At 76.0% G+C, this 19,338-nt stretch carries 23 protein-coding genes; 13 read left to right on the top strand and 10 right to left on the bottom strand.

The window, feature by feature from the left end:
* Positions 1–130 precede the first annotated feature (130 nt).
* On the top strand, positions 131–1,555 hold the full coding sequence (locus HLA93_RS14965) for an NADP-dependent succinic semialdehyde dehydrogenase (protein WP_222195172.1): 1,425 nt from the start codon (positions 131–133) through the stop codon (positions 1,553–1,555).
* A gap of 42 nt (positions 1,556–1,597) precedes the next feature.
* Here the strand turns inward: HLA93_RS14965 and HLA93_RS14960 are convergent, their stop codons facing one another.
* From HLA93_RS14960 to mrf, 4 genes are read right to left on the bottom strand one after another with little or no spacing between them, the layout of a single operon-like run.
* Complete coding sequence (locus HLA93_RS14960) at positions 1,598–1,999, bottom strand: hypothetical protein (RefSeq protein WP_222195171.1); 402 nt, start codon at positions 1,997–1,999, stop codon at positions 1,598–1,600.
* Entirely contained in the window at positions 1,996–2,157 is a 162-nt protein-coding gene (gene rpmF, locus HLA93_RS14955; RefSeq protein ID WP_222195170.1) for a 50S ribosomal protein L32, read from the bottom strand. Before rpmF ends, HLA93_RS14960 begins: the two co-directional genes overlap by 4 nt.
* 3 nt (positions 2,158–2,160) lie before the next feature.
* Positions 2,161–2,427, bottom strand: a complete 267-nt coding sequence (locus HLA93_RS14950; protein WP_222195169.1) for a type B 50S ribosomal protein L31 — start codon at positions 2,425–2,427, stop codon at positions 2,161–2,163.
* Entirely contained in the window at positions 2,424–3,713 is a 1,290-nt protein-coding gene (mrf, locus tag HLA93_RS14945; protein ID WP_222195168.1) for a ribosome hibernation factor-recruiting GTPase MRF, read from the bottom strand. Before mrf ends, HLA93_RS14950 begins: the two co-directional genes overlap by 4 nt.
* Positions 3,714–3,796: 83 nt before the next feature.
* Between mrf and rpmB the strand changes: the two genes are divergently transcribed.
* The 8 genes from rpmB (at position 3,797) to HLA93_RS14905 (ending at position 10,814) form a co-directional block, all read left to right on the top strand.
* Positions 3,797–4,066 carry a 50S ribosomal protein L28 gene (gene rpmB / locus HLA93_RS14940; RefSeq protein ID WP_222195167.1) on the top strand — a complete coding sequence of 90 codons (270 nt, stop codon included), beginning with the start codon at positions 3,797–3,799 and terminating at the stop codon, positions 4,064–4,066.
* Positions 4,066–4,233, top strand: coding sequence for a 50S ribosomal protein L33 (gene rpmG / locus HLA93_RS14935; RefSeq protein ID WP_222195166.1), 168 nt, complete (start codon positions 4,066–4,068; stop codon positions 4,231–4,233). The genes rpmB and rpmG overlap by 1 nt, the downstream gene beginning before the upstream one ends.
* Before the next feature lies 1 nt (position 4,234).
* Complete coding sequence (gene rpsN, locus HLA93_RS14930; RefSeq protein ID WP_222195165.1) at positions 4,235–4,537, top strand: 30S ribosomal protein S14; 303 nt, start codon at positions 4,235–4,237, stop codon at positions 4,535–4,537.
* Positions 4,534–4,749 (top strand): 30S ribosomal protein S18, encoded by a 216-nt coding sequence (gene rpsR, locus HLA93_RS14925; protein WP_308128154.1) that lies wholly within the window; start codon positions 4,534–4,536, stop codon positions 4,747–4,749. The genes rpsN and rpsR overlap by 4 nt, the downstream gene beginning before the upstream one ends.
* A gap of 292 nt (positions 4,750–5,041) precedes the next feature.
* Positions 5,042–6,601 (top strand): ABC transporter substrate-binding protein, encoded by a 1,560-nt coding sequence (locus HLA93_RS14920; RefSeq protein ID WP_222195164.1) that lies wholly within the window; start codon positions 5,042–5,044, stop codon positions 6,599–6,601.
* Between the two features lie 3 nt (positions 6,602–6,604).
* A complete protein-coding gene (locus HLA93_RS14915) occupies positions 6,605–7,561 on the top strand; it encodes an ABC transporter permease (protein WP_222195163.1) in 957 nt (318 codons plus the stop codon).
* Positions 7,558–10,014, top strand: a complete 2,457-nt coding sequence (locus tag HLA93_RS21620; RefSeq protein ID WP_222195162.1) for an ATP-binding cassette domain-containing protein — start codon at positions 7,558–7,560, stop codon at positions 10,012–10,014. Before HLA93_RS14915 ends, HLA93_RS21620 begins: the two co-directional genes overlap by 4 nt.
* Positions 10,011–10,814, top strand: a complete 804-nt coding sequence (locus HLA93_RS14905; protein WP_222195161.1) for a class I SAM-dependent methyltransferase — start codon at positions 10,011–10,013, stop codon at positions 10,812–10,814. Before HLA93_RS21620 ends, HLA93_RS14905 begins: the two co-directional genes overlap by 4 nt.
* Before the next feature lie 37 nt (positions 10,815–10,851).
* On the opposite strand, the gene HLA93_RS14900 is transcribed toward HLA93_RS14905, so the two are convergent.
* From HLA93_RS14900 to HLA93_RS14880, 5 genes are all read right to left on the bottom strand, one after another.
* The gene (locus HLA93_RS14900; RefSeq protein ID WP_308128153.1) at positions 10,852–11,730 is read right to left on the bottom strand and encodes a metal ABC transporter permease; all 879 of its coding nucleotides are present in this window, start codon (positions 11,728–11,730) and stop codon (positions 10,852–10,854) included.
* Positions 11,724–12,434: a metal ABC transporter ATP-binding protein gene (locus HLA93_RS14895; RefSeq protein ID WP_222195160.1), complete on the bottom strand. Its 711-nt coding sequence runs from the start codon at positions 12,432–12,434 to the stop codon at positions 11,724–11,726. Before HLA93_RS14895 ends, HLA93_RS14900 begins: the two co-directional genes overlap by 7 nt.
* Positions 12,425–13,393, bottom strand: a complete 969-nt coding sequence (locus HLA93_RS14890) for a metal ABC transporter substrate-binding protein (protein WP_222195159.1) — start codon at positions 13,391–13,393, stop codon at positions 12,425–12,427. The genes HLA93_RS14895 and HLA93_RS14890 overlap by 10 nt, the downstream gene beginning before the upstream one ends.
* 101 nt (positions 13,394–13,494) lie before the next feature.
* Positions 13,495–15,675 carry a heavy metal translocating P-type ATPase gene (locus tag HLA93_RS14885; protein ID WP_308128152.1) on the bottom strand — a complete coding sequence of 727 codons (2,181 nt, stop codon included), beginning with the start codon at positions 15,673–15,675 and terminating at the stop codon, positions 13,495–13,497.
* A gap of 5 nt (positions 15,676–15,680) precedes the next feature.
* Positions 15,681–15,992 carry a DUF1490 family protein gene (locus HLA93_RS14880; RefSeq protein WP_222195158.1) on the bottom strand — a complete coding sequence of 104 codons (312 nt, stop codon included), beginning with the start codon at positions 15,990–15,992 and terminating at the stop codon, positions 15,681–15,683.
* Between the two features lie 100 nt (positions 15,993–16,092).
* On the opposite strand from HLA93_RS14880, the gene HLA93_RS14875 reads away from it, so the two are divergent.
* Genes HLA93_RS14875 through HLA93_RS14860 form a run of 4 tightly spaced genes read left to right on the top strand, consistent with a single transcriptional unit; the run spans position 16,093 to position 18,667 of the window.
* Positions 16,093–17,085 carry a permease gene (locus HLA93_RS14875; protein WP_222195157.1) on the top strand — a complete coding sequence of 331 codons (993 nt, stop codon included), beginning with the start codon at positions 16,093–16,095 and terminating at the stop codon, positions 17,083–17,085.
* Positions 17,082–17,786 (top strand): TIGR03943 family putative permease subunit, encoded by a 705-nt coding sequence (locus tag HLA93_RS14870; protein WP_222195156.1) that lies wholly within the window; start codon positions 17,082–17,084, stop codon positions 17,784–17,786. The genes HLA93_RS14875 and HLA93_RS14870 overlap by 4 nt, the downstream gene beginning before the upstream one ends.
* 57 nt (positions 17,787–17,843) lie before the next feature.
* Entirely contained in the window at positions 17,844–18,248 is a 405-nt protein-coding gene (locus HLA93_RS14865; RefSeq protein ID WP_222195155.1) for an ArsR/SmtB family transcription factor, read from the top strand.
* A complete protein-coding gene (locus tag HLA93_RS14860; RefSeq protein WP_222195154.1) occupies positions 18,245–18,667 on the top strand; it encodes a Fur family transcriptional regulator in 423 nt (140 codons plus the stop codon). The genes HLA93_RS14865 and HLA93_RS14860 overlap by 4 nt, the downstream gene beginning before the upstream one ends.
* Positions 18,668–18,674: 7 nt before the next feature.
* On the opposite strand, the gene HLA93_RS14855 is transcribed toward HLA93_RS14860, so the two are convergent.
* On the bottom strand, positions 18,675–19,337 hold the full coding sequence (locus HLA93_RS14855) for an ATP-binding cassette domain-containing protein (RefSeq protein WP_222195153.1): 663 nt from the start codon (positions 19,335–19,337) through the stop codon (positions 18,675–18,677).
* Position 19,338 lies beyond the last annotated feature (1 nt).

The raw sequence follows: 19,338 nt of genomic DNA, 5'->3' as shown, positions 1-19,338 counted from the left end.
GTGCCGTTTCCGCCCTCGAGGTGGCGGGCAGGTGCAGGGGGCAGGCGAGCCGTGCCGGGCCGCCCGAGCGCCCACCGCGAGCGCCGCCGTCCGGCACCGACCCGCGACACGGACGACGACGGGAGACCCCATGGCCATCGCCACGATCAACCCCACCACCGGGGAGACGCTGAAGACCTACGAGCCGCTGTCCGACGAGGCGCTGGAGGACAAGATCGGCCGGGCTGCCACCGCCTACCGCAGCTACCGGCTCACCTCGGTGGAGGACCGGGTGCGCTGGCTGCGGGCGGCCGCCGACGTGCTGGACGCCGACACCGACGCCGTGGCCGAGCTGATGACCACGGAGATGGGCAAGACGCTGGCCTCGGCGAAGGCCGAGGTGGGCAAGTGCGCGAAGGCACTGCGGTACTACGCCGAGCACGGGACGGCGATGCTCGAGCCCCAGCAGCTGGACTCCGACGCCGTGGGTGCCCAGCAGGCCTACGTGACGTACCAGCCGCTGGGCGTCGTGCTGGCGGTCATGCCGTGGAACTTCCCGCTCTGGCAGGCGATGCGCTTCGCCGCCCCGGCGCTGATGGCCGGCAACGTCGGCCTGCTCAAGCACGCCAGCAACGTGCCGCAGACCGCGCTGTACATGGAGGAGCTGTTCCGCAAGGCCGGCTTCCCCGACGACGTCTTCCAGACCCTGCTGATCGGGTCCGGCACGATCGAGCGGGTCATCCGCGACGACCGGGTGGTCGCCGCGACGCTGACCGGCAGCGCGCCGGCCGGCCAGTCCGTCGCCTCGATCGCCGGGGACGCGCTCAAGCCCACGGTGCTGGAGCTGGGCGGCTCCGACCCGTTCATCGTGATGCCCTCGGCGGACCTGGAGGCCGCGGCCGGGGTCGCGGTCACCTCCCGCAACCAGAACAACGGGCAGAGCTGCATCGCGGCCAAGCGGTTCTTCGTGCACCGCGACGTCGCCGAGGAGTTCACCCGGCTGTTCGCCGAGAAGATCGGCGAGCTCACCGTCGGCGACCCGATGGACTCCGGCACCGAGGTCGGCCCGCTGGCCACCGAGTCCGGTCTCCAGGACGTCGAGGCCTACGTCGAGGACGCCCGGTCCAAGGGCGCCACCGTCGTCGTGGGCGGCAAGCGGGTGGACCGGCCGGGCTGGTTCTACGAGCCGACCCTGCTGACCGGCATCACGCCGGAGATGGACCTCTACGCCGAGGAGGTCTTCGGCCCGGTCGCCGCGCTGTGGACCGTCGACTCCCTGGACGAGGCGATCGAGATCGCCAACAGCCACCCCTACGGCCTGGGCTCCAACCTGTGGAGCGAGGACGAGGGAGAGCGGGCGCAGTTCGTCCGGGACATCGAGTCGGGCATGGCCTTCGTCAACGGCATGACGACCAGCTACCCGCAGCTGCCGTTCGGCGGGGTGAAGCAGAGCGGCTACGGCCGCGAGCTCACCGAGCTGGGCATGCGCGAGTTCATGAACGCCAAGACCGTCTGGGTCGGTGCGCCCAGCAGCGAGCAGAGCACCGGCGACACGGCCGGCTCGGCGAACGAGTGACCCCGGAGGGGCCGGAGTCGCGACTTCGGCCCCTCCGCTCGGTCAGGCTGGTCGGAGCGGCGGGCCGACGCCGGCCACGGCGGCCCGCAGGCACTCGGGGAGGTCGGTTGCCGTGCCCGCGACCCCCGGCCCGCCGGCGGTGACCCAGGCGACCAGGCCGGCGGTCCGCTCGGGGGTCTGCACCTCCGACACCCAGACCGCCGGGCCCGGCCGGCCGGTGCCGGGAGAGCGGTGGGCCAGTGCGGCCAGCGCCGCACGGTCGCAGCGGCCCAGGCAGTCCGTGGTCACCAGCACGGCGCCAGTGGTGTGCCGCACGGCCTCGGCCACCTGCTCCACGCCGTCGGCCGTGCCGGCCAGCCGGCGCAGGGCCGCGCAGCGGTGCCCCACGCACAGCGCGACCAGCGGTCCGCCGGCGTCCCCGCCCGGCACCGGGCGGCGGCTCACGGCAGCAGGCCCCGCTCGGCGGCCTTGCGGAGCTTCTGCGGCACCAGCCGGACGACGCCGTCCACGGTCACCGGCACCAGGGGCACCGGCGTCGCCTTCCACTGCGAGCGGCGCGAGCGGGTGTTCGACCGGGACGTCCTCCGCTTCGGGACGGCCATCGGTCAGCCCCGCTTCCGTGCCGGCCGGGCGACGGTGCCGTACCGCTGGTTGAACCGCTCGACCCGGCCGGCGGTGTCCAGCACCCGCTGGTTGCCGGTCCAGAACGGGTGCGACGCGGCGCTGATCTCCACGTTGACCACCGGCAGCGTCTCGCCGTCCAGGTCGATGGTCGCGTCGGTGCGGATCGTCGAGCGGGTGCGGTAGGTCGCGCCGCTGGCGGTGTCGCGGAAGACGACGGTGCGGTACTCGGGGTGGATGCCGGCTCTCATCGGGGGTGTTCCTCTCGGTCGGTGGTGCTGGTGTGCAGGTCTGGTTCGTCCGCGGGGCCGGCGGCCTCGCAGGGGTCGGCGTGCCAGGCGCCGAACGGGTCGGGCAGGGCGCGCCAGGTGTCCTCGCCGGCGGCCAGCTCCTCGTCGGTCAGCAGGGCGGCCGACAAGGCAGCGGTGATCAGCTCGGCCGGCTGCCGGTGGGTGAGCACGACGAGCTCGACGTCCCGGTCGCCGTGGACGGGGTCCCAGCGCAACGCGGCGGCGGCGGAGCGCTCCGGGTCGACCTGGCTCCACAGCTCGGCGTCGTCGTCCAGGGTGGCCAGCCACGGCCCGGCGTCGCCGATCCGCAGGCCTCCGCCGGCGGACTCCAGCCAGATCGCCCGGTCCGGCTGGCTGGCCAGCCACAGCCGGCCGCGGCTGCAGACCACGCCGGTCATGAGCACGTCGATCGCCGCGTGCAGCCGCTCGGGGGAGAAGGGCCTGGTGGCGGAGAAGCGCACCAGCTCCACGTCAGCGACGGCGTCGAGCGGCGGCTGGCCCGCCAGCAGCGCGTCGTGCGGGGTGGGCATCCGGCCGCGCTTGGCCGACGCCGGCAGCGCGGCCAGCAGCTCGTCGGGGTGGGTGCCGCCCAGCCGGGCCCGTGGCGCGCCGGGCACCAGGCGGTCGAGCACGGCGGTGAGCCGGACCGCGGTCCAGCCGTCGTCCGGCTCGCCGGCGAGCAGCACCGCGTCGGCGGCGGTCAGCTGACCGACGGCGACCTGGGCCAGCGTCCGCTCGTCGTCCACCGCCGCCGCGAGCCCGTGGTCGGCCATCGTCTCCTCGCCGGTGGCGGCGTCGAACCAGCTGCCGGCGTCGACGGCGACGAGCACCCCGGCCACCTCCACCCAGTCGCCGGCGGTCTCCTGGGCCTCCTCGTCGGCGTCCTCGTCGAGGACGACCTCCTCGAACGCCCAGTACAGGTGCTCGGGCTCCAGTGCGGGGTCCAGCTGCAGCACGATCCGGCTGACGTCGTCCCGGCGGGCCAGCGTGCGCAGCAGCGGCAGCAGTTCGAGCCGGAGCGTGCAGGACAGGCAGCCGTGGGCCAGCTCGATCGCGGCGGTGGACTCGACGACCCCGGTGGCCTGCCGCTCCCGCAGCGTGCGCACGACGACGCCCTGTCCGAGGCGCCGGACGTCGTGGTGGACGACGACCGTGCCGGGCCGGTCCAGCAGGGGGGTCGCGGCCTGCGCGGTCAGGTCCCGGTCCAGGCCGCTGACGAGCACCACGGGGGTGCGGTGGGAGGTCATGCTCCCACCCTAGCTGCAAACGAGAAACGTGTTCATCTAGTGTCTGCACCGCTCCCGCCCACCGACCCTGGAGGCGCACCACGATGGCCACCTACTGCGAGGTCACCGGACGCTCGCCGAGCTTCGGCAAGTCCGTGAGCCACTCGCACCGCCGCACCAACCGCCGCTTCGACCCGAACCTGCAGTCCAAGCGGTTCTTCCTCGCCAGTGAGAACCGGTGGATCCGGCTCACCGTCTCCACCAAGGGCATCAAGACGATCGACGTCCAGGGCATCGAGGCGGTGGTGGCCCGGATCCGGGCGACCGACCCCGACGCGCGTCGCCGGCTCGGTGCCGGGCGGAGGAACGGCTGATGGCCCGCGGCAACGACGTCCGCCCGATCATCAAGCTGAAGTCGACCGCCGGCACCGGCTACACGTACGTGACCCGGAAGAACCGCCGCAACGACCCCGACCGGCTCGTGCTGAGGAAGTACGACCCGAAGGTGCGCAGGCACGTCGACTTCCGCGAGGAGCGCTGAGATGGCCAAGAAGTCCATGATCGCCAAGGACCGGCAGCGCCGTGAGGTCGTCGCCCGGCACGCCGAGCGCCGCGCCGAGCTCAAGGAGGCCGCCCGTACCGCGGCCACCCCGGAGGCGCGCGCGGCGGCCCGGGCGGCGCTGCAACGGCTCCCGCGCGACGCCAGCCCGACCCGGCTGCGCAACCGGGACGTCGCCGACGGCCGCCCGCGCGGGCACCTGCGGAAGTTCGGCCTCTCCCGGGTCCGCTTCCGCGAGATGGCGCACGCCGGCGAGCTGCCGGGCATCCGGAAGTCCAGCTGGTGACCCCCGCGCCGCGCCCCCGCAGGAAGCGCAAGCTGGACGGTCCGGTCGACTGGAAGGACGTCGCCCAGCTGCGCACCTTCATCTCCGACCGCGGCAAGATCCGCGCCCGCCGGGTCACCGGGCTGACCCCGCAGCAGCACCGGCAGGTGGCCAACGCGATCAAGAACGCCCGCGAGATGGCCCTGCTGCCGTACCCGTCGAAGGGGCGCTGAGCACCGCGCCGCCGGTGAGCGCGGCCGCCGCGCCGCCCTCCTCCACCCGACGCCTGATCGAGGAGGTCGCATGTCCGACTGCTGCTCGCCGACCGGTTGCGGCGCCCCCGCTCCTGCCCCCGGCCGGCCCGTCGTGCTGCCCGCTGGCCTGCCCGACCGGCGCAACCGCGCCGAGCGTCGCCGAGACGCCCGGCAGTCCAGGCGCTGAGGGCCGGCCGCCGGGCTTGCTCCGCCCGCGCCGGACACCGCCACGCCACCTGTACCGCTCCGACCCCTGAGAGAAGGCACTCCCATGTCCGCGTCCCGCCCACTGGCCACCGTCGCCGCCGGGGCACTCGTGCTCGCGCTGTCCGCGTGCGGCCTGTCCGACGACGGTGCCGCCGCCGACACCCCGGGGGAGCAGGTGCTCCGGATCGCGCTGGCCGACCCGGAGGCGTCGCTGTCCGTGCAGGACTACACGACCTCCTCCTTCACCGTGCTGGACCAGGTCTTCGAGCCGCTGGTGCGCTACACCGCCGACGGCTCCTTCGCCCCGGCGCTGGCCGAGTCCTTCGAGGTCAGCGACGACGGCCTGACCATGACCTTCACCGTCCGCGAAGGGGTCACCTTCACCGACGGCACGCCGTTCGACGCCGAGGTGGCCCGCACCGACCTGCTCCGCTGGGTCGAGGACCCGGACAACGGCTTCCTCGGGCTCACCGGCGTCACCGAGTCGATCGAGGCCACCGACGCCGCGACGATCACCTGGCGGCTCAGCCAGCCCTACCACTCCGCGCTCAACGAGCTGGCCCTCACCCGGCCGGTGCGGTTCACCAGCCCGGCCGCCGCCGGCGAGCCGGTGGGCACCGGCCCGTACCGGGTCGAGTCGCTGGACGAGCAGCGGATCGTGCTCGTCCGCAACGACGACTGGTGGGGCGGCACGCCGAGCCTCGACCGGGTCGAGTTCGTGGTCATCCCGGACGCCGCGGCCCGGGTGGCCGCGCTGCAGGCCGGCGAGGTGGACGTCATCGGCGGGGAGTACACCGCCCCGCTCGCACTGGAGGAGGCCGCGGCCCTGGAGCAGGCCGACGGGGTCGAGGTGCTCACCACCGAGTCCACGACGAACCTGCTGCTCACCGTGAACGCCGACACCGGCAACCCGGCGCTCGCCGACCCGGCGGTCCGGCGGGCGATGGACCTGGCGGTGGACCGGCCGGGCATCGCCGAGGGCCTGTTCGAGGGGCGTGCCGCGGCAGCCACCACCGTCTTCCCGGCCAACGTGCCCCACGGCCCCGACCCCGAGCCGGCCGGCGCCGCCGACCCGGCCGCCGCCGAGGAGCTGCTGGAGCAGGCGGGGTGGACCGGGGAGGGGGTGCGCAGCAAGGACGGCGTCCCGCTGCAGCTGGAGCTCGTGCTCGACCCCGGGCTGCTGCCCCAGGCGGCGTCGCTGAGCCAGGCCGTCGCCGATCAGCTGGGCGAGGTGGGCATCGAGGTGACCATCACCCCGCTGGACAGCACCGCCTACGGCACCACCGTCTCCGCGCGGGACTTCGACCTGCGCTTCTACTCCACCTACGGGGCGCCCTACGACCCGTACAGCACGCTGACGGCCAACTTCCGCAGCGTGCAGGAGGGGCACCTGTTCGCCTCACCCGCGCTCGACGCGCAGGTGCCGGCGGCGCTGGCCGCGCCGGACGAGCAGAGTCGGCAGGCGGCCTTCGACGCGATCTGGACGACGCTGGAGGAGCAGACCGCTGCTGTGCCGCTGGTGCAGTTGCCGCGGCAGTGGGCGGTGCGCGACACCGTCGAGGGGTTCGAGCTCGGGGCGACCGAGTACGACCTGCCGCTGAGCGACGTCACCGTCACCGGCTGACCCGTGGGCAGCTCGTGGGTCGCGGTGGCCGGCCGGGTGGCCGGCCGCCGCGCCGGGGAGGGCGTCGCGGTGCTCCTGGTCGCGTCGCTGCTGACCTTCGGGCTGCTGTCCGTGGCCGCCGGGGACGCCGCCACCGCGATCGTGTTCGCCCGCGACGGGGTGGTCACCGCCGAGGCGGTGGCCCGGGTGCGGGCCGAGCTCGGCCTGGACCTGCCCGCGCCGGTCCGGTACCTGCACGGGCTCGGTGGCCTGCTCCGCGGTGAGCTGGGTGCCTCGGCGCGCACCGGCCAGGACGTCGCCGGCGAGGTGGGCGCCCGGCTCGGGCCGACGGTCACCCTCGCCTCGGCGGGTGCGGTGGTCGCCGTGGTGCTCGGCCTCACCGCCGGGGGAGTGGCGGCGTTGACGCGGCGCCGGGTGGTCCGGTTGTCGATCCGGCTGGGATCGCTCGCCCTGCTGTCGGTGCCGGCCTTCGCCCTGGCTCAGCTGGGCGTGCTGCTGTTCGCACTGCAGTGGCGGCTGCTGCCCACCCAGGGCGTCGCCGGCTGGCCGTCGCTGGTGCTGCCCGCGGCGGTCATCGGGCTGCCGTTGGCCGCGGTGCTGGCCCAGGTCACCGAGGCCCGGTTGCGCAGCACGCTGCGCGAGCCGTTCGCCACCACCGCCCGGGCTCGCGGGCTCTCCCCGGTCCGGGTGCTGCTGGGCACCGCGCTGCCGAACGCGGCCGCCCCGCTGCTGGTCGTCGTGGGGGACGTGGTGGGCACCGCGCTGGCGGCCACCCTGGTCGCCGAGACCGCCTTCGGCTGGCCGGGGCTGGGCGACTACCTGGTGCGGGCGCTGCAGTTCCGCGACTGGTACCCGTTGCAGGCGGCGGTGCTGGTGATCGCCGTCGGCGCGGTCTCCGTCCGCGGCCTGGCCGGGTCGCTGGCCGCGCTCGTCGACGCCCGGGCCGGGGTGCGCGCGTGACCGCCACGGCCCGGGCCGCGCTCGGGCTGCTCGGGGTGGTGGTGCTCGCCGTGCTGGTCGGGCCGCTGCTCAGCCCGTGGTCGCCGACCGCCACCGACCTCACCGTCGTCCGGGCCGGCCCGTCCGCCGACCACTGGCTGGGCACCGACCACCTGGGCCGCGACGAGCTGACCCGGCTGCTGGTCGCCGGCCGCACCTCGCTGGGCATCGTGCTGCTCACCGTGGCGATCGCCCTGCCCCTGGGCCTGGCACTCGGGCTGCTCGCGGGGTGGCGCGGCGGCTGGGTGGACTCGCTGGTGCTGCGGGCCAGCGACGTCGTCGTGGCAGTGCCGGCGCTGCTCGTCGGGGTGGTGCTCGCCGGCGTGCTCGGTGGTGGTGTCGGGGGGCTGGTGCTCGCGCTGGCCGCCGGCGGCTGGGCGGCCTACGCCCGGCTGGTGCGGATGGAGGTGCTGCTGCGCCGGCACGCCCCGGTCGTCCAGGCGCTCACCCTGCTCGGTGCCCGGCCCGGGCGGGTGCTGTGGCGGCACCTGCTGCCGGCGGTCGCCGGGCCGGTGCTGGTGCTGGCCGGCACCGACGTCGCCGGCCTGGTGCTGGCGGTCTCGACGCTGAGCTTCCTCGGGCTGGGCGTGCGCCCGCCGACCCCGGAGTGGGGGTCGATGATCGTCGAGGCCCGCCCCTACCTGGCCACCGACCCGCGCCTGTTCCTGCTGCCGATGGCGATGCTCGCGCTGCTGGTGCTGCTCGTGCTCGTGCTGGCCAGGCACGCGCAGGCCTGGACCACGCACGGCCGGCCGGCCGTGCGTGCGCCCGAGCGCCGGGCCCGACCCGTGCCCGCCGGAGGACACTCCGACGCGTTGCTGTCGGTGCGCGGGCTGACCGTGGAGCTGACCGGGCCGGACGGGCGGCGCCGGGTGGTCGACGGCGTGCACCTCGACGTGGGCCGAGGGCAGGTGGTGGCGCTGGTCGGCGCCAGCGGCTCGGGCAAGTCGCTGACCGCCGCCGCGCTGCTCGGCCTGCTGCCCGAAGGGGCCGGTGCGGTCGCCGGCGGCTCGGTGCGGCTGGCCGGGCACGAGCTGGTCGGTGCCACCGAGCGCGATCTGCGCCGGGTGCGCGGCGCGCGGGTGGCGCTGGTGCCCCAGGACGTCGGCACCGCGTTGGACCCGCTGCGCCGGATCGGACCGCAGGTGGCCGAGGCCGCCCGGCTGCACCGCGGGCTCGACCGGCGGGCGGCCGCCGCGGTGGCCCGGGAGCTGCTGGTCTGGGCCGGCCTGCCCGACGTGGACCGGGTGCTGCGCGCCCGGCCGGCCGAGCTGTCCGGTGGCATGCGGCAGCGGGTGCTGGTCGCCGCCGCGCTCGCCGGTGAGCCGGAGCTGCTGGTGGCCGACGAGCCGACCAGTGCGCTGGACGCCGCCACCGCCGGTCAGGTGCTGGCGCTGCTGGCCCGCGCCCGGGTCGAGCGGGGCACCGCCGTGCTGCTGATCAGCCACGACCTCGGGCTGGTGGCCGCGCACGCCGACGCGGTCAGCGTGCTGGACGCCGGACAGGTGGTGGAGTCCGGCCCGGTGGCCCGGGTGCTCCACGCGCCCGAGCACCCGGTCACCCGGGCGTTGCGCGACGCCGCCGTCGCCCCGAGGGTCGCCCCGGCTCCTGCACCCGCCGGCGCACCGCTGTTGCGGGCCACGGACGTCGGGGTGCGGTACCCCGCCGGTCGGTGGGGGCGGACCGAACACCCGCCGGCGCTGGCCGGGGTGTCGTTCACCCTGCCGCGCGGCGGCGGGCTGGGTGTGGTGGGGGAGTCCGGCAGCGGCAAGACCACCCTCGCCCGGGTCCTGACCGGGCTGCACCCCCCGACCGCGGGCACCGTCGAGCTCGCCGGGTCGGTCCCGATCGCCGGGGCCGGGCACGCCCAGCTCGTCTTCCAGGACCCGGCCACCGCACTGGACTCCCGCCAGCCCGTCGGGGCCGCGCTGGACGAGGCGCTCCTGCTGGCCCGCCGGGGCGGCCGCCCGGCGCCCCCTGATGGTGCCCCGGCGCTGCTCGCCCGGGTCGGGCTGGACCCCGGGCTCGCCGGCCGCCGGCCCTGGCAGCTCTCCGGTGGCCAGCAGCAGCGGGTGGTGATCGCCCGCGCGCTGGCCGCCGCGCCCGACCTGATCGTCCTGGACGAACCGGTGAGCTCGCTGGACGCCGTCGTCCGCGCCGGGGTCCTCGAGCTGCTGCGGACCGTCCGGGCCGAGGGCGTCGCGCTGGTCGTGGTCTCCCACGACCTGACCGCGGTCGCCGCGCTCACCGATGAGCTGCTCGTGCTGCACCGCGGCGCGGTGGCCGACCACGGCTCCACGCCCGCCGTCCTGGCCCGGCTGCGCCGGGACCGCCCGGCGCGCCACACCCCTGACCCTGCGCGCCCCGACCGGGGCGTCGCAGCACCCCCACCCCTGGAGGAGATCCACCCGTGACCGATCAGCTCACCACCACCGACTGGCGCCGGCTGCTGCACGACTGGGACCGGCAGCAGAGCGGCTACCTGCGCCACCGCGAGGAGCGGTTCACCGCCGCCCTCGACGCCCTCGAGGAGCTGGTCGGCGACCGGCTCGCCGCCGGCGGCACGGTGCTGGACCTGGCGTGCGGCCCGGGCTCCTTCGGCGCCCGGGTGCTGGAGCGCTTTCCGGCCGTCCGGGTGGTCGCGGTGGACATGGACCCGGTGCTGGTCGCCGTCGGCGCGGCCGCGCTGGGCGACGCCGACGGGCGGCTGCAGTGGGTCGACGCCGACCTGCGCGACCCGGCCTGGCCGCGGGCGCTGCCGGTGACCGAGGTGGACGCCGTGGTGAGCTCCACCGCGCTGCACTGGCTGTCGGCCGCGCAGCTGGCCGCCACCTACCGGCGGGTCGCCGCCCTGCTGCCGGCCGGGGGCGTGCTGGCCAACGCGGACAACATGGCGTACGACCCGGGCCAGGCGGTGCTGACCCGGCTGTCCGAGGCGGCGGAGCGGCGCCGGGCCGAGCAGGCGTTCGGCGCCGACGGCGTGCCGGACTGGGACGCCTGGTGGGCTTCGGCGCTCGCCGCCCCCGAGCTGGCCGGCGCCGTCGCCGAGCGGGCGCGGCGCAACGCCGCAGAGCGGGGGCCCGACGACCACGCGCCCGGCACCCGGCTGACCGGGCTGCGCATGCACGAGGCCGCGCTGGCCGAGGCCGGCTTCACCGAGGTGGGCACCATCTGGCAGGACCACGACGACCGGGTGCTGCTCGCCGTCCGCTGAGTCGTCGGCGGCGCCCGGACCGACCGGGCGCCGCCGGTCAGTGGGGGAGCGGGATCTCGTCCACCCGGTCCACCGGCCGCACCGAGGTCCGGACGGCGTCCGGACGGGGGCGCTGACCGCCGCGCCGTGCCAGCCGGGCGATGCTGAGCACGGCGTACAGGGCGACCGCCATCAGCACGATCGTGCCGCCCGAGGGGGTGTCGGCGTACCAGGACACCGCGGTGCCGCCGACCGACACGGTGACCCCGACCAGCGCCGCGATGACCAGGCTGCCGCGGAAGCTGCGGGCCACCAGCTGCGCGCAGCCGGCGGGCAGCACCATCAAGCCGCTGATCAGCAGCAGGCCGAGCACCCGCATCGACAGCGTCACGGTGACCGCGGTGACCACCGCCAGCAGCAGGTTCAGCCGCAGCACGGGCAGCCCACTGGCCCGGGCGTGCTCCTCGTCCAGCGCGACGGTGAACAGCGAGCGCCCCAGCCCGATGGTGACCCCGAGGACGACGACGGCCATCCCGGCGAAGACGGCCAGGTCGGTGCGCGTGGTGGTGGTCAGCGCGCCGAACAGGTAGCCGTCCAGCGTGGTCGGGGTGCCGGCCGGTGCCCGGGTGACGACCACGACCCCACCGGCCAGGCCGCCGTAGAACATGATCGCCAGCGCGACGTCGGTGCCGGTCGACCGGCGGGCCCGCAGCACCTCGACGACGACCGCGCCGACCACCGTGGCCAGCAGGGCGGTGAGCACCGGCGCCGACCGGGTGGCCAGGCCGACCGCCACGCCGAGCAGCGCGACGTGGCCCAGCCCGTCGCCGATCAGCGACAGTCGGCGCTGCACCAGGTAGACGCCGACCGTGGGGGCGGTGAGGCCGACGAGCACGGCGGCCGCCAGCGCCAGCCGCATGAACTCGTAGCTCAGCACGGGGCGTCCGCCCCCGGCAGCGTCACCGTCCTGGTCACCACCTCGGCCAGCGGACCCAGCTCGTGCAGCACGACGGCGACGGCGGCGCCGGTCTCGGCGAGCCCGGCCAGGGTGCTGGCGAGCACCCGCTGGCTGGCCGCGTCGACACCGGCGGTGGGCTCGTCCAGCAGCAGCAGCTCCGGGTCGCCGGCCAGCGCGCGGGCCAGCAGTGCCCGGCGCTGCTGACCGCCGGACAGCTCCGCGACCAGCCGGCGGTCGAAGCCGGCCAGCCCGGCGCCCTCCAGCGCGCAGTCGACGGCGCACCGGTCGGCCTCACCGAACCGTTGCCAGGCCCGCAGCCGGTTCAGCCGGCCGGAGGACACCAGCTCGCGCACGGTCACCGGGACGCCGCCGGTCACGGTGTGCCGCTGGGGCACGTAGCCGACCCGGTGCCAGTCGCGGAAGCGCGCCCGCGGCTCACCGAACAGCCGGACCTCGCCCGAGTGCGTCTCGCACAGGCCCAGCACGCCGCGGACCAGCGTCGACTTGCCTGCTCCGTTGGGGCCGCGCACCGCCACCACCTCCCCGGGGTGGACGGTCAGGTCGACGCCGGTGAGGACGGCGTCCCGGCCGTGACCGAACCCGCCGCCCCGCACCGTCAGCGCGCTGTCGCAGGCCACCGGGACGGCGGCCGGCGCGCGGCGGGGGCGGGCACTCAGGAGCACTGCTGCCCCGTCCGCAGGCTGGCGAGGTTGGCCCGCATGACCGCCAGGTAGTCCTCGCCCGCCGACCGGTCGGTCAGCCCCTCGATGGGGTCCAGCTGGAGGGTCTGCGCGCCGGTCTCCCGGGCCACGGTCTCGGCGACGGCGGGGCTGACCAGCGTCTCGAAGTAGATGGTGCGCACCCCGTGGTCGCGGACGAACTCGGTCGCCTCGGCCAGCGCGTCGGTGGACGGCTCCTCCTCCGGCGCCAGCCCGCTGATGCCGAACTGTTCCAGGTCGTAGGCGTCGGCGAGGTAGCCGAAGGCGGAGTGGCTGGTCACCAGCTCACGGCTCGCGCAGTCGGCCAGGCCGGCGCGGAACTCCCCGTCCAGCTCCTCGAGCTCGGCCCGCAGGCTCGCCGCGTTGGCGGCGTACTGCCCGGCGTGCTCGGCGTCCAGCGTGGCCAGCCGTTCGGCCAGCGCGTCGCCGACCGCGGCCATCCGCAACGGGTCGTGCCAGAAGTGCGGGTCGGTCACCGGCTCGTCGTCCGGGTGCTCGTGGTCCGCGTGCTCGTGGTCGTGGTCGTGGGCCTGGTAGGTGAGGGACAGGTCGGCCGCCGCGCCGGCGTCGAAGGCCCGGTCGGCGGCCTGTTGCTCGACGGCGGCGTCCACCGCGGGCTGCAGCGTCGGCAGGACCACGACCAGGTCGGCCTCGGCCGTGGCGGCGACGTCGCGCGGGGTGAGCTCGTACTCGTGCGGTTCGGCCCCGTCCGGCGTGAGCGAGGTGACGGTGGCCAGGTCCCCGGCCACCTGCTCACTGAGCCATGCCAGCGGGTAGGAGCCCGCGACCACGTCCAGCCTGCCGCCCTCCCCGCCTGCCGTGCCGGCGTCGGCCGAGGAGCAGCCGGCCAGGGTCACGACCCCGGCGCAGGCCAGGGCCAGGACGGTCGAGGGCAGCGCAGGGCGGCGAGAAGGGAAGGGCATGCTCCGATCGTCGTCGTAACGACAACCATTGTCAAAACTGCCTCAGATCCACGTTGCCCGTGAGTAGCGGCACCACGTGCGCCGGGTGGTGCCGCCGCCGGTCAGCCGGCCGACTCCCCGCGGTGCCGCACCAGCCGGGCGGAGTTGACCGCGACCGCCACCGACGAGGCGTTGTGCAGCACGGCGGCGAGCACGGGGGAGAGCGCGCCACCGCCGGCGACGACCAGCCCGATCCCGTTGACCGCGATCGACATGCCGTAGTTCTGCCGCACCACGCCCAGCGTCTGACCGCCCAGCTCCCGCAGGTCCAGCAGGTGGCGCAGGTCGTCACCGACCAGCGCCACGTCGGCGGTCTCGACCGCGACGTCGGTGCCGGAGACGCCCATCGCGATGCCGATGTCGGCCGCGGCCAGCGCCGGGGCGTCGTTGGTGCCGTCGCCGACCATCGCCACGGTGTGCCCCTCGGCCTGCAGCGCGGCCACGACGTCCTGCTTGTGCTCGGGCAGCACCTCGGCCCGCCACTCGGTGACCCCGAGCTCGGCGGCGACGGCGGCGGCGGTGCTCTCGTGGTCACCGGTGAGCATCACGACCCGGCGCACCCCGGTGGCCCGCAGCGTCTCCAGCACCTCCCGGGACTCCGGGCGCACCTCGTCGCGCAGGCTGACCAGGCCGACCAGATCCCCGTCGACCGCCAGCAGCAGCGGGGTCTCCGCCGCGGCGCGCAGCCGGTCCAGCCAGTCGCGGGCCGCGTCGCCGACGGCCACGCCCTCGCTGGCCATCAACGGCTCGCTGCCGAGCAGCAGCACCCGGCCGTCGGCCTGGGTGCGCATGCCCAGGCCGAGCAGCACCTCGCACTCCTCGTGCGGCGGGATGAACACGTGCCGCTCCTCGGTGGAGCGGATCACCGCCTGGGCCAGCGGGTGCCGGGAGTGCACCTCGGAGCTGGCGGCGTAGCCGAGCACCCGTTCCGGCGTCCAGGCATCGGAGAAGGAGACGACGTTGGTGACCACCGGGCGGCCGATGGTCAGGGTGCCGGTCTTGTCGAAGACGACGGCGTCGACCCGGCCGGCGGCCTCCAGGTGCGCGCCGCCCTTGATCAGCAGGCCGCGGGAGGCGCCGTTGCCGATGGCGGCGCTGACCGCGGTGGGAGTGGCCAGCCCGACCGCGCACGGGCAGGCGATGAGCAGCATCGTCATCGCCCGGCGCACGTCCCGGGTCACCAGCCAGGTGAGCCCGGCCAGGGCGAACGAGGCCGGCACGAAGCGGCGGGAGAAGTTCTCGCCGACGGTCTGGATCGGCGCCCGGTCGTCGGTGGCCTGCTCGACCCGGGCGATGATCCGCCCGATCGCGGTGTCCGAGCCGGTCGCAGACGCCCGCACCACCAGGCGGCCGCGCAGGTTCACCGACCCGGCGTGCACCGTCGCCCCGGGGGTGACCTGGACCGGCAGCGGCTCGCCGGTGATCGCCGCCTGGTCGACCACGCCGGTGCCCTCGACGACCACGCCGTCGACCGGCAGCGTCGTCTGGTCGTGCACGACCACCAGGTCGCCGACCCGCAGCCGGGCCAGGTCCACCTGGCGCTCGACGTCCGGCGCGCCTCCCTCGCCGGGCACGACCACCCAGGCGGTGGTCTCGGTGCCGGCCAGCAGGGCCGAGATCGCGCGGCGGGTGCGGCGCAGGGTGACCGACTGCAGCCACTCGCCGATGTTCAGCAGCCACAGCACGGTCAGCGCGACCACGTTCTCCCGCAGCAGCAGGCTGGCGATGGTGGCGGCGGTGACCAGCGCGTCCGTGCCGGCCGACCGCTTGCCGGCCAGCGCGCCGACGGCACCCTTGACGAACGGGTAGCCGGTGAAGATCGTCAGCGCGGTGGCGACCAGCCGGCTGCGGCCGGTGAGCACCGGTGGGCGGCCGAAGCCGTAGCGGCGCACCCCGAGCAGCGCCAGCGCCGCGCCCCCGACGGCGATCCGCACCAGCTCACCGTTGGCGACGTCGGCCGACCGCGGTGCCCGGGCGACCTCGGCCGCTGCGGGCAGGGCGACCGTCGAGGCGGCCACCCGGAGCACCTCCGGCCGTGGGTCGGCGTCCCCGTCGGCGTCCAGCCAGACCAGCACCTGGCCGGTGACCGGGTAGGCGTGCGCGGTGCGCACACCGGGCACCGCGTCCAGCAGGTCCTCCAGCGCCACCGCGCGGGCGGGCGCCCCGGTCAGCGCCGGGACGGCGATCCGCAGCCGGCCGCCGGCGTCGCTGACCAGCCGGGCGGTGCCGGTCGCCGTCTCCACCTGGATCAGTGCTGGTGGTCGTGACCGGCGGAGCGGTCGGCCGGCGGGGGCACCTGCTCGCCGAGGTCGGCGTAGGCCTGGGCGCGCACGTCGCCGGCGGCCAACCGGGCCTTCTCCACGCCCACCTCGGCGCGGCGCGCGCCGCGGATGCCCAGCTTGGTCGCCCCGACCGCCAGCCGGCGCGGCAGGCTGCCGGTCTCGCCGCGCTCGGCGGCGCGGACGACGGCGACGCCGACCACCCCGGTGGCCACGGTGCCCACGGCCTTGCGGAGCACCCGGCCGGCGGTCGCGGTGCGGTTGTTCGTCGACTCGGCCATGGACGGGCTCCTCGGTGCTGTGGGGTCGGGGCGGTCCGTGAGAGCGTGGACCCAGGACACGGTAACGGGAACCGTGTTCACGCACCCCTCGGGAGGTCAGGTGACCGAGCTGCGACTTCCCGCGGGGGAGCGGGCCGGCCGGGCTGTGGTGCGCAGCACCGACCTGCTGGCCGGCCTGGTCGCACTGCTGGTGGTGCTGCACTTCGCCACTCCCGGCCTGTTCGACGCCCCCGTCGTGCTGGCCTGGAGCACCGTCTTCGTCGCCGTCTGCCTGCAGGCGCTGCCGTTCCTGGTGCTGGGCGTGGCGCTGTCCGCGGCGATCAGCACGCTGGTGCCGGCGTCGTTCTTCGCCCGGGCGCTGCCCCGCCGTCCGGCGCTGGCGGTGCCGGTGGCCGGGGTGGCCGGGGTGGTGCTGCCGGGGTGTGAGTGCGCGTCGGTGCCGGTGGCCGGCAGCCTGGTGCGGCGCGGGGTGACCCCGGCGGCCGCGCTGGCCTTCCTGCTGGCCGCCCCGGCGATCAACCCGGTGGTGCTGGTGGCCACCGCGGTCGCCTTCCCCGGGCAGCCGGAGATGGTGGCGGCCCGCTTCGCCGCCTCGCTGGGGGTGGCGCTGGTCATGGGCTGGCTGTGGACGCTGGCAGGCCGGGCCGAGTGGTTCCGGCTGGCGCGGCCGGTGCCCAGCGCCCCGGGTGCGGGGCGGGCGGCGGTCTTCCGGGACACCATGCAGCACGACCTGGTGCACGCCGGCGGGTTCCTGGTGGTCGGCGGCGCGGCCGCGGCGACGCTGGGCGTGCTGGTGCCCCGCAGCTGGCTGGAGCAGGTCGCGGCGTCCCCGGTCCTCGCCGTCCTGGTGCTCGCCGGCCTGGCGGTGGTGCTGGCGATCTGCTCGGAGGCCGACGCCTTCGTCGCGGCCAGCCTGACGTCCTTCTCCCTCACCGCCCGGCTGGTCTTCCTCGTCGTCGGGCCGGCGGTGGACGTCAAGCTCATCGCGCTCCAGGCCGGCACGTTCGGCCGCGGCTTCGCCCTGCGGTTCGCCCCGGCCACGCTGCTGGTCGCCGTGGGCGTCGCCGTGCTCGTGGGAGAGGTGCTGCTGTGACCCGGCCGGACCGGACCACCCAGCACGTGCTCCTGCTCCTGCTGGGCGTGGTCGTCCTCCTGGTCGCCGGCACCGACCGGTACCTGGACTACGTGCAGGCCGGCTTCCGCCCGCTGCTGCTCGGGGCCGGCGTCGTCGTGGCCGGTCTGGGGCTGGCCGGCCTGCTCCGGCGGCGGGTCGGCGTGCACGAGCACCCCGGCCCGGCCGTCGGCTGGCTGCTCGCCGCGCCGGTCGCCGTGCTGCTGGTCGTCGCGCCGCCGGCACTCGGCTCCTGGTCGGCCGGCCGGCAGGTCACGGCACCGCCTGCCCTGCCCGCGGCGCCGTCGGCGGCCGGCATCGGCCCGGACGACGAGGGGGCCGACCACCGGACCATGACGCTGTTCGCCTACCACGTGTGGTCGAAGGCGCCGGACCCCAGCGCACTGGAGGGGCGGCGCATCCGACTGGTCGGTTTCGTCTCGCCGCGGGCGGCGGGCGGGTGGTACGTCACCCGCTTCGACATCAACTGCTGTGCTGCCGACGCCACGGCCATCCGGGTGGCCGTCCCCGACGGGGCCGCCGAGTTCGCGCCCGACGAGTGGGTCGAGGTGATCGGGACGTCCGCCCCGTCCCGGACCGACCCGGCCGTCGGGTACCCGGAGCCGACCATCGACGCGGTGTCGGTGCGGGCCGTGCCGGCGCCGGCGGAGACCTACGAGTGAGCGCGGCCGGCGTCCGGTCAGTCGACAACAGTTCTCACATGCCCCTACCCTGATGTGATGACCGCCGCGCCCGAGACCGGGGAGACCACCGCACCGCGGGTCGCCCCGGAGACGGTGCAGGCGGCCAGTTCCCTGTTGGCCGCGCTCGCGGCACCGATGCGGCTGTCGATCGTCGCCCTGCTGCTGGAGCACGGCAGCCGCTGCGTCCACCAGCTGGTGGACGACCTCGGCGCGCCGCAGCCGCTGGTCTCCCAGCACCTGCGGGTGCTGCGGGGCGCCGGCCTGGTGGCGGGCGAGCGGCGGCACCGCGAGGTGCACTACGCGCTGGTCGACCCGCACGTCGGGCACATCGTCCGCGATGCGCTCGACCACGTGTCGCACCCGGCCGTGGGAGCTGGTCCCGTGCCCGTCGTCGAGGACGGCGCGGGGTGCCCGGCAGACGATGGGATGAGCCCGAGATGATCCGCAACACCCGCCAGCGCGCCGCCGTCAACGCCGTGTTCGACGAGCTCGAGGGCTTCCACAGCGCCCAGGAGGTGCACGCCCGGATGCGCGCTGCCGGCGACACGATCGGCCTGTCGACGGTGTACCGCGCCGTCCAGGCGCTGGTCGACGACGGCGAGCTCGACTCGATCCGCACCGACGCCGGCGAGGCGATCTACCGCCGGTGCAGTGCCCGGCACCACCACCATCTGGTCTGCCGCGCCTGCGGCCGCACCGAGGAGGTCGAGGGGCCGACCGTCGAGCGCTGGGCCGACCGGGTGGCCGGTGAGCACGGCTTCGTCGACGTCAAGCACACGCTGGAGATCTTCGGCACCTGCGCGGCCTGCCACGCGACCGCGGCGCCGACGCCGGTGGACGGGCCCGCGCGGCAGGGCTGACGCCCGGTCAGCCCGGCCCGACGGGGGAGAGGCGGCGGACGTCGACCCGGCCGTCGCGCAGCGCCAGGACGTGGTCGGCGCGGGCGATCGCCTCCTCGTCGTGGGTGGCGTGCACGACGACCGCGCCGCGGGCCGCCTCCGCCCCGAGAGCGGCGAGCAGGGCGCGGCGGGTCGCGTCGTCCACCCCGGCGGTCGGCTCGTCCACCAGCAGCACCGCGGCGCGGGCGGCCAGCCCCTGGGCGACCAGGGCCCGCTGCCGTTGCCCACCGGAGAGCCGGCTCAGCGGCGCGGCCAGCAGGGCGGTCAGGCCCAGCAGCGCCGCGCACTCGGCTACCACGGCCCGGTCGCCGGGGCGCAGCCGGCCCAGCAGCCCGCGCTCGCGCCAGCGGCCCATCGCGATCGTCTCGCCCACCGTGATCGGCAGGTCGGGGGTCACCGCGCTGTGCTGCGGGACGTAGGCCACGGGCACCCCGGCCAGCCCGGTCACCCGACCGCCGGTGGCCGGCAGAGCGCCGGCCAGGACGTCCAGCAACGTCGACTTGCCCGATCCGTTGTGGCCCACCAGTGCGGTGGTCGAGCCGGCGGGGAAGGCGGCGTCGACGTCGGCGAGGGCCAGTGTCGGGCCACGCCGGACGCTGAGCTCGGCCAGTCGCACGGTCAGGGCGTTCACC

Origin of the sequence: Modestobacter italicus (assembly GCF_019799965.1) — a bacterium.
Lineage (GTDB): Bacteria > Actinomycetota > Actinomycetes > Mycobacteriales > Geodermatophilaceae > Modestobacter > Modestobacter italicus_A.
The sequence above is the reverse complement of the archived record's forward strand: the minus strand, read 5'-3'. Positions and strand labels throughout refer to the sequence as shown.